The organism is Methylophilus sp. UBA6697 (assembly GCF_002454655.1).
GTDB lineage: Bacteria > Pseudomonadota > Gammaproteobacteria > Burkholderiales > Methylophilaceae > Methylophilus.
On record NZ_DKJH01000024.1, the window covers coordinates 24,476 to 33,858 of the forward strand.

At 51.7% G+C, this 9,383-nt stretch carries 7 protein-coding genes; 4 read left to right on the forward strand and 3 right to left on the reverse strand.

Annotated elements, in window-relative coordinates; genetic code table 11:
* Positions 1-26 precede the first annotated feature (26 nt).
* The gene (polA, locus tag B3355_RS07445) at positions 27-2,792 is read right to left on the reverse strand and encodes a DNA polymerase I (protein ID WP_292782144.1); all 2,766 of its coding nucleotides are present in this window, start codon (positions 2,790-2,792) and stop codon (positions 27-29) included.
* 95 nt (positions 2,793-2,887) lie between these two features.
* Between polA and B3355_RS07450 the strand changes: the two genes are divergently transcribed.
* The 4 genes from B3355_RS07450 (at position 2,888) to B3355_RS07465 (ending at position 5,934) form a co-directional block, all read left to right on the forward strand.
* A complete protein-coding gene (locus tag B3355_RS07450; protein WP_019881295.1) occupies positions 2,888-3,613 on the forward strand; it encodes a TIGR00730 family Rossman fold protein in 726 nt (241 codons plus the stop codon).
* 115 nt (positions 3,614-3,728) lie between these two features.
* Positions 3,729-4,073, forward strand: coding sequence for a DUF2782 domain-containing protein (locus B3355_RS07455; protein WP_024929398.1), 345 nt, complete (start codon positions 3,729-3,731; stop codon positions 4,071-4,073).
* A gap of 40 nt (positions 4,074-4,113) precedes the next feature.
* Entirely contained in the window at positions 4,114-5,040 is a 927-nt protein-coding gene (locus B3355_RS07460) for a homoserine kinase (protein WP_019881297.1), read from the forward strand.
* Between the two features lie 102 nt (positions 5,041-5,142).
* Positions 5,143-5,934, forward strand: a complete 792-nt coding sequence (locus B3355_RS07465; RefSeq protein ID WP_292782147.1) for a BPSS1780 family membrane protein — start codon at positions 5,143-5,145, stop codon at positions 5,932-5,934.
* A 9-nt stretch (positions 5,935-5,943) separates the two neighbouring features.
* On the opposite strand, the gene B3355_RS07470 is transcribed toward B3355_RS07465, so the two are convergent.
* Together B3355_RS07470 and B3355_RS07475 are read right to left on the reverse strand one after the other, a co-directional pair.
* A complete protein-coding gene (locus tag B3355_RS07470; protein WP_292782149.1) occupies positions 5,944-7,725 on the reverse strand; it encodes a GGDEF domain-containing protein in 1,782 nt (593 codons plus the stop codon).
* Between the two features lie 133 nt (positions 7,726-7,858).
* A partial coding sequence (locus B3355_RS07475) for a 3'-5' exonuclease (RefSeq protein WP_292782151.1) occupies positions 7,859-9,383 on the reverse strand: 1,525 nt, incomplete at its 5' end.

Genomic DNA, 9,383 nt, shown 5'->3' on the forward strand with positions numbered 1-9,383 from the left:
GTATTACCTTAACATATGGCGTGCATTTAATGCGCACTTTCCCAGTTGCTACCGCTGCCCACTTCGGCCAGTAAGGGCACATCCAGTGTGGCGACATGCTGCATCAGTTTGGGCAAGGTGGATTTCACCAGTTCAAGTTCGGCCTCCGGCACTTCCAGTACCAGTTCATCGTGTACCTGCATGATGAGTTTGGTTTGCAGTTTTTCTGCTGTCAGCCATTGGTCGACCGCGATCATGGCCAGTTTGATCAAGTCGGCGGCGGTGCCTTGCATCGGGGCATTGATCGCGGCGCGTTCGGCGCCATTGCGCCGTTGTACGTTAGCGCTGTTGATCTCCGGCACCCACAAGCGACGGCCAAAAATGGTTTCCACATAGCCTTGCTGTTTGGCCAGTTCGCGTGTGTCGTTCATATACTGCCGTACGCCGGGATAGCGGGCGAAATAGCGCTCGATGTAATTGGCTGCGGCGCTACGTTCGATATTGAGGTTTTGTGCCAGGCCAAAGGCGCTCATGCCGTAAATCAGGCCGAAGTTGATCACCTTGGCGTAGCGACGTTGTTCGCTGTCGACTGCCGCGCGCTCCACGCCAAAAATCTCTGCGGCAGTGGCGCGGTGAATGTCTTCATTGTTGGCAAATGCGCTCAGCATGCCAGCATCTTGTGACAGATGCGCCATGATGCGTAATTCAATTTGCGAGTAGTCAGCAGAGACAATGTGCGAGCCAGGTGGCGCCACAAAAGCTTCGCGGATACGGCGGCCTTCAGCTGTGCGCACCGGGATGTTCTGCAGGTTGGGGTCCGAGCTCGCCAGGCGGCCGGTGATGGCAACGGCCTGGTTGTAATTGGTATGCACGCGTCCGGTTTGCGCATTAATCATTTTCGGCAGTTTGTCGGTGTAGGTCGACTTCAGTTTGGCCAGGCTCCTGTGTTCCAGAATCACTTTCGGCAACGGGTAGTCCAGCGCCAGTTCCTGCAACACGTCTTCGTCAGTCGATGGCGCCCCTGATGGCGTTTTTTTCAACGGCTTGATGCCCAGTTTGCCGAACAAAATCTCTTGCAATTGCTTAGGACTGCCGAGGTTAAACGGTTGTCCAGCCAGTTCGAATGCCTGTTTTTCAACCTCCATCAAACGCAGGCCGATTTCATTGCTCTGTCGATTGAGCATATGGCTGTCTATCAGTACGCCGTTGCGCTCCATGCGTTGCAGCACCAGCATGCTGGGTAATTCAATCTTTTCATAAATGAAATTGAGTTTGTCAGAGGCGGTTACTTGTGGATATAAAGCCTGGTGCAATTGCAGCGTAATGTCTGCGTCCTCGGCGGCATATTCTGATGCCTGCTCGACGGTGACCTGGCTAAAGCCGACTTGTTTGGCACCTTTGCCCGCCACGCTTTCGTAGCTGATGGGCGTAATATCCAGATGACGCTCACTGAGCTCATCCATGCCATGGCCTTTGTGGCTCTCGAATACATAAGACTCCAGCAGGGTGTCATGCGCCACACCTTGCAGCTGGATGCCATGATTGGCCAGCACATGCATGTCATATTTGAGGTTCTGACCGACTTTTCTAATAGCCGGATTTTCGAGAATTGGCTGCAACTTGTTCAAGGTGGCCTGCAAAGAAAGCTGCTCCGGCGCATCAAAATAGTCATGCGTGAGTGGCACATAAGCGGCTTCGCCCGGAGTCACACTAAAAGACACGCCGACAATTTTTGCCTGCATGGCATCCAGCGAGGTGGTTTCGGTGTCAAAACACATTAGCTCAGCTTGTTGCAGTTTGGCTAGCCAGCTATCCAGGTCGGCATCATTTAAAATTGTCTGGTACTGGCGACGCGTGTCAGGAGTATACGTTACGGCAGGGGTTGCACTCGTTGACTCTACTGTGGATGTAGACGAATTTACAGTCGCGGGCGCAGTCGCACCGTCCGGCAGCTTGTCCAGTTCACGCTTCCAACTACGAAACTCAAAGTGGTCAAACAACGCCAGCAGTTTTTCTTTATCGGGCGTTTGCGCAATCAGTTCGTCAAAACTCTCACATAAGCCGATATCGCAGCGGATGGTAATTAGCTCGCGCGCTGTCGGTAGCCAGGGCAGGGCCTTGCGCAGGTTCTCGCCGACCACGCCTTTGATATTGTCGGCATTGGCAATAATGTTATCCAGTGTGCCATATTCGGTCAGCCATTTGACAGCGGTTTTCGGGCCGACTTTTTCCACGCCGGGCACGTTGTCTGCGGTGTCGCCGACCAGGATCAGGTAGTCGATAATCCTGTCGGGCGGAATGCCAAACTTATTCTCAACCCCGGCGATATCCAGCACATCATCGGTTTTGCGGAAGGCATCGCGCATGGTATTGACCACCGTGATGTGGTTGTTGACCAGTTGTGTGATGTCTTTATCACCCGTGGAAATAATGGTTTTGATGCCTTCTTTTTCTGCCTGTTTGGCCAGCGCACCTATGACGTCATCGGCTTCCACGCCTTCTTCAATAATCAACGGCCAGCCCATGGCGCGTATGGTTTCATACAGCGGTTCGATTTGCGCCCGCAGGTCATCCGGCATGCTGGCACGATTGGCTTTGTATTCCGGGTACAAGTCGTCGCGGAAAGTTTTGCCTTTGGCATCGAACACACAGGCGCTGTAATCTGATGGATAGTCTTTATGCAAGCGGCGCAGCATGTTGAGCACGCCCTGAATCGCGCCGACCGGCTCATTGGCCGAATTGCGCAAATCCGGCATGGCGTGAAAGGCGCGATAAAGGTAACTGGAACCGTCTACCAGAAGCAAGGTTTTCATTGTGCGTTCTCGTGAATCAAATCAATGGCGTATTTTACGCATTTCAAAGCGACTTCATGTACACTAATTTGGTTTGTGATTTGAAGGATAGATGTATGAGCAGTCAAAAACTACCAAGCATGGTGGAGCCGGAATTGTTGGATGGCGATGATGTCAGCCATGAATCCTGGCGGGCATTTGAGATTATGGCCGAGTTTGTCGGCGCGACAGAAAGCCTCAAAGCCATTATGCCTGCCGTGTCTATTTTTGGCAGTGCGCGTACCAAGCCTGATCATCCTTACTACCTGCTCACTGAAGAAATTGCGCGTTTGCTGTCAGACTCCGGTTTTAGTGTGATTTCCGGTGGCGGCCCTGGCGTGATGGAAGCTGCCAACAAAGGCGCGTTCCCGGGCCGTGGTGCCAGTGTTGGCCTCAATATCAGGTTACCGTTTGAACAACATGGCAATCCGTATCAGGACATCGGCATTAGCTTTAAATACTTTTTTATGCGCAAGGTCATGTTTGTTAAATATGCCAGCGCGTTTGTGGTGATGCCGGGCGGTTTTGGTACGCTGGATGAAGTGATGGAAGCGATTACGCTGGTGCAAACCGGTAAGAGCCGCAAGATTCCGATTATCCTGGTTGGCAGCCAGTTCTGGGCCGGTTTGGTTGACTGGTTGCGCAATACGCTGGTGGCGGAAGGCATGGCGTCGCCCGAGGATATGGACCTGATTCAGATCATTGATGAGCCGCAACAGATTGTCGATGCGATTTTCAAGCATTATGAAACCACAGGCTTTGAGCTGACCCCGGCCGAGCGCAAGATGCAGCTTTATCTGTAATTGTTTGCCCTGGTGTTGTTAGCCGGGCAGTATGATGCAAAGTTTATTATGTATGCAGTGACCGCCAGCGCGTGGGTTTTTGCTAGAATAGTCGTTAATGACTAAGGAGTCTTCCATGCGTGATTTTTCCCGTTTATTGCTGGCAGGTATCTGCATCGCTGCGATTGCGATGCCGGTGTGGGCTGCAGCCCCCAAAGATGCCGAGCTGCTTGAAGAAGTGCCACCACCACCCAAGGTGATTGAAGGGCAACCGATTGACCAGCCTAGCGTCAATAAACGCAAAGATGGCGAGAATGACGTCGAGGAGTACAGCTTGAACGGCGAGGTGTATATGGTGAAAGTGACGCCGCCAAGTGGCAAATCTTATTACTTGCATCGCGAAGACCGTAATGGTGACTGGGTGCATGATGGCCCGACCCGTCCACTGTCCGTTCCCAAATGGATTCTGTTCCGATTCTAATTCTGATCGCCTGCCATTGCTGGCAGGTTAGCAAATAAACATGTCTGTTTTTACCACTCTGAGTTTGGATGAAGTGCGCCAGTGGCTGGCGCCTTTTAATGTTGGCGAGCTGCACACCTTGCGTGGCATCGCTGCCGGTATCACCAATACCAATTATTTCGTTGAAACCAGTCAGTCGCGTTTTGTGCTGACCGTGTTTGAAAAGAATGACTTTGACGAACTGCCTTATTTCGTCCATTTGATGACGCATTTGTCCCGGCATGGCATCCCTTGCCCCAAGCCCATTACGGACCAGAATAATACCGCCTTGCACCGTATTCACAGTAAACCGGCCTTGATGGTGAGTTGCCTGAAAGGCAGCGATGTCAGCCAGCCCAATGTCAAACAGATTGAGGCCGTGGCGAGAACATTGGCGCGCATGCATGTGGCCGGGCTGGATTTTCATGAGCAGTCACACAATCAACGTGGGCAGGGCTGGCGCGTGATGACCGCGCAGCAGGTGATGCCTAAATTGGCACCGGTACAGCAACATCTGCTGCAAGAAGAATTAGAGTTCCAACATGGCCTGGATTTGTCACGTTTGCCACATGGCGTGATCCATGGTGACTTGTTCCGGGACAATGTGTTGTTTGATGGCGATGTGCTGGGTGGCTTTATTGATTTTTACTATGCCTGCCACGATGTGCTTGCTTACGATGTGGCGATTGCTGCGAACGAGTGGTGTGTCGATGCCGCCGGAAATTTTGTGGATGAAAAACTGGCGGCATTTATGAATGCTTACCAGTCCGAGCGCCCATTCACAGTGGCCGAAAAAATCCACTGGCCTGCCTTGTTGCGCCGGGCAGCATTGCGTTTCTGGTTATCGCGCCTGTATGATTTTTATTACCCGGTCGCGGGCGAGCTCACGCATGCCAAAGACCCGGCGCATTTTGAGCGGGTACTGCTGAATCGTAAAGTGTTGACTTAAGGAAACGCGGAGTAAGTGAGCGAGCGATAAAGTGCAACGCAGCAATGTGTCCGCGCAGCCACTTATTCTGTGTTGCCTGGAAAAGATAAAAAAGGGAGACGTATGACAGAAACCGGAAGCCAGCGCGGTGTACGCTGGGTGAAAGAAAGCCTGGCCTTGTTCCGCACACAGCCGCATGTCTGGATGTTGTGTTCACTGGCCTATATCGTGATTTTCATGGTGTTGCCCTCATTGCCTTTGCTCGGTTTTTTGGGCTTGGTCTCGGTGGTGATCTGGCCAGTGTGTATGGCCTTGATCGTGCTGTTGTATCGACAGGTAGATTTGCAGGGCAGCATGTCACCGCCAGCCGTCTGGCAGCAATTGCAGTTGCACTTCAAACCGTTAGTGCTGTTGGGTGCCAGCTGCCTGGTGTACGCTGTACTGGCGACCTATCTACTCAGTAGCGACCTCGCTTCACTGATTTCGCACGCGCCGACCAAAGCGGGCATGACAGAATCACAAATGACGCTGTTTTTGGAAAACACACTGTCTTTTATCGTCAAGGTATTGCTACTGCTGTTACCTTTGTTTATTGCCACCTGGTTCTCACCGATGCTGATTGCCCTGAATGGCTACCCCTTGCTCAAAGCGATTAAATCCAGCATTGCCGGGATGTTGCAATACACGCTGCCAATGAGCGTTTCCTGGCTGGTGATGACCGTTGGCATGTTGGTGGTGATGCTGGGGTTGGGGCTGGTGATCGGCATTCTGGGTGCGTTAATTCCGATGCTGGCGCAACTATTGATGCCACTGTTGGTGTTTGCAGCCTTGCTGGTGATTAATGCCCTGATGTTTGCTTTCCAGTATATCAGCTACAAGGATGTGTTCAGGGCTGCGCCACAAGTCGAAGCCTGACCATATAGGTTAAGCGCTTGCGGATAGCTTGCGCCGCTCAGTAAACAGGCTGTTGCCTATGGTCTTTTTGGCCTGTTTTTTAGCATTGCTCATGGCGCCAGCCACTTCGTGATGGCTGGCAAATGAATCCGAGCAAGCCCGCACAGCACCGATGGACAAACTGCCAAACGGGTAAAAATGCTCGTTACCCAAACGGTCTTCTATGCGAATGCCGCCAAGTTGTACGTCTTTCAAGTCATAAAAGTCCGGCATCACTTTGGCAATGGTCTCCAGGATGTCATGACAAACGGCTTCCCACTCTTCGCTTTGAAAAATCAGCACAAAGTCATCGCCGCCAATGTGGCCGACAAAGTCATGTTCATTGTTGACCATGCTACTCAATAAGCGGCCGACAAACTGAATGACCTCATCGCCACGGCGATAGCCATAAGCATCGTTAAATGGTTTGAAGTGGTCTAAATCACAATAGCAGGCCACAAACGGGATACGCCGCTCCAGCAATTTATCAATATGGGCATTGATGGGCACATTGCCCGGTAGCAAAGTGAGGGGGTTGGCGTAGCGCGCGGCGTGAATTTGCATATTGGTGACTTCGCGTAGCAAGGCGTGCCCGCTACCCATACCAACATAGCGCTCGCCATCGACAATCATGAATCCATTGAGCAGATATTTGGGATCTGCCGCCAGAATCAGTTCGCTCAATGCCAGAATGGTCATGTTTTTTTGTACCATCAGGCACTGGGTATCCATAAAGGTCGTACAAGACTTTTTGCCATGTAGTTCTTTTTGGTAGCGGCGTGCAAAGCGGTCTATGGTGTCGTAGCGGCTGATCAGCCCCAACGGTATCCCCTGCTGATTAATCACCGGAATCGAGTTGAGCGTGGTGTCACTGTTAAACCAGTTGTATACCTCTTCATTGGTCATTGCTGGCATGGCGGCAGTTTGGTAACTGGTTAAGCCGACCACGGTGGCCTGTTTTGACGCATGGCTTTGCTGGTCAGCAAACAGGCGAACAATGTTTTTATTCAGTAGGTTATGCACCTCTTCAGTGAGGGCATATTGAAACTTGGGGAACGGCCGTCCAAACAGATAGCCTTGGGCAAAGTCTATTTTCAAGTCTTTGATCACCGCCAGTTCTTCTTTGGTTTCAATGCCTTCGGCAATGGTCAGCGTATTCGATTCAACCGCTATTTTCTGGATGCCGCGCACAAACTCCAGTTTCATCGGGTCATTGTGTATGTTGGCAATAAAATGCTTGTCGATCTTGACGTATTCCGGTGACAGCTCAGACCACAACCGCAAACTGGACGTGCCTTCACCGAGGTCGTCCAGCGCGATTTTAAACCCCAATGCTTTAAAGCGCAGGATCGCATCCCGCAGCTCGGCATAATCGCGGATGGTAGAGCTCTCGGTGATTTCAATCACGATATCACCAGGTTTGAGACCGCATTTCTCAAGCTGTGTCAGGCCAAAAGACAAATGCCCTTCGTTTAATAGCAGGCAGTCTGGGCTGAAATTCACAAACAAGGGATGAGACCTATCGGTGCGGCTGTACTCATTAAAGATGACCTCACGCGCCGCGTATTCCATCTCGATATTCAGGCCACATAAACTGGCGGCATTAAACAGCGCAATCGGCGAATGCAACCTGGATTCCACCGGGCCCCGGATCAGTGCTTCATGCGCAAATACACGGGCGTGTTTAATATCAACGATAGGCTGAAACAGCGGTAACAGATTTCTCTGCGCCAGGATGGTTTCAACTTCGAGCTGGGGAGGGGCGTATATCATGCAAGCAGTATCGACTGCCGGCAGTAGTTTCTTGACGTGAATATTGATGAAATATTTATGACAATGATGATGTGGCTAATATTAGCCACCATGCCAATGAAGAGCGGCATGGTGGCTTGAGATAAGTTGCTGCTTAAATCTTTTCCAGCTTGGCGTATTCCAGCATCAGCGTTTTCAGACCAGCACTGCCAAAATTCACCTTAATTGCCAGGTCATTGGCGTTGCCTTCATAGCTCACCACCACACCTTCACCAAATTTGCCATGACGCACGTTCTGGCCAATCTTAAACGGGTAGTTGGATTGTGCGCTGCTTGCTTGCACTGGCTGCGCATTGTATTGCCCACCTGCGGCATAAGGTTTGGCGACTGGTTTGCTATTCAAGCGCTTGGTCAGGTCGACAGGGATTTCATCGATAAAGCGTGAGGCAATACCGTAACGCACTTGCCCATGCAGCATACGGCTTTGGGCATACGTGAGATAAAGGCGTTGGCGCGCGCGGGTGACGGCCACATACATCAGGCGGCGCTCTTCTTCCAGGCCGCTATTTTCGTAAGCAGCCTGCTCATGCGGGAACAAGCCTTCCTCTACACCGCCGATAAACACACTATGAAACTCCAGGCCTTTTGCCGCGTGCACCGTCATCAGTTGCAAAGCCTCGTGGCCGACATCAGCCTGATGATCGCCGGCTTCCAGGCTGGCATGGTTTAAAAACTGCGTCAGCTGGTCGGCATCTTCATCCATATTATGGTGATTGCCCAGGGCCTGATTGCTAAATGCCACGGCGGCAGTGACCAGTTCCTGCAAGTTTTCGATGCGGTCTTCGCCTTCCTTGTCATTCTGGTAGTGCGCCATCAGGCCACTCAGGTTGATCACCATTTCAGCCATCTCACCTAATGTGATGCCATAGCCATGGTCAACCATCTGCCTGATCAACGCGACAAAGCCATCCAGCCCCTTGCTGCCCAATTTGCCTTCGCCGACTTTATTGGTCGCTGCTTGCCATAAACTGCATTCGTTCTGGCGGGCCGCTTCCTGCAGTTGCTCCAGTCCGCGCGCACCTATGCCGCGTGGCGGAAAATTGACGATGCGCAATAAGGCGGTATCGTCGTTGGCATTGGCAATCAGGCGCAAATAAGCCAGTGCGTGCTTGATTTCGGCGCGTTCGAAAAAGCGCAGGCCGCCATAAACACGATAAGGGATATTGGCTGAAAACAAGGTGTGCTCAAGAATGCGTGACTGCGCATTGCTGCGGTAGAGCAGGGCCATGTCGCCCAGCGGTACGCCTTCTTTTTGCAGCATGTTTACTTCGTCGACAATAAACTGCGCTTCGTCGGTATCGTTATAAGCCTCATAAATGCGAATCGGCTCGCCCTTGCCCGCAGAGGTCCACAAGTTCTTACCAAGGCGGTTACGGTTATTGGTGATGATGGCATTCGCCGCATCGAGAATGTTGCTGTGCGAGCGGTAGTTTTCTTCCAGCTTGACGATATTCTGCACATTAAAGTCACGCTGGAAATCGCTCATATTGCCAACACGGGCACCGCGGAACGCATAAATACTCTGGTCGTCATCGCCCACAGCAAAAATGCTGTTGTGTGCGCCGCCCAGTAATTTCAGCCATAAATATTGCAGGCGGTTGGTATCCTGAAACTCATCG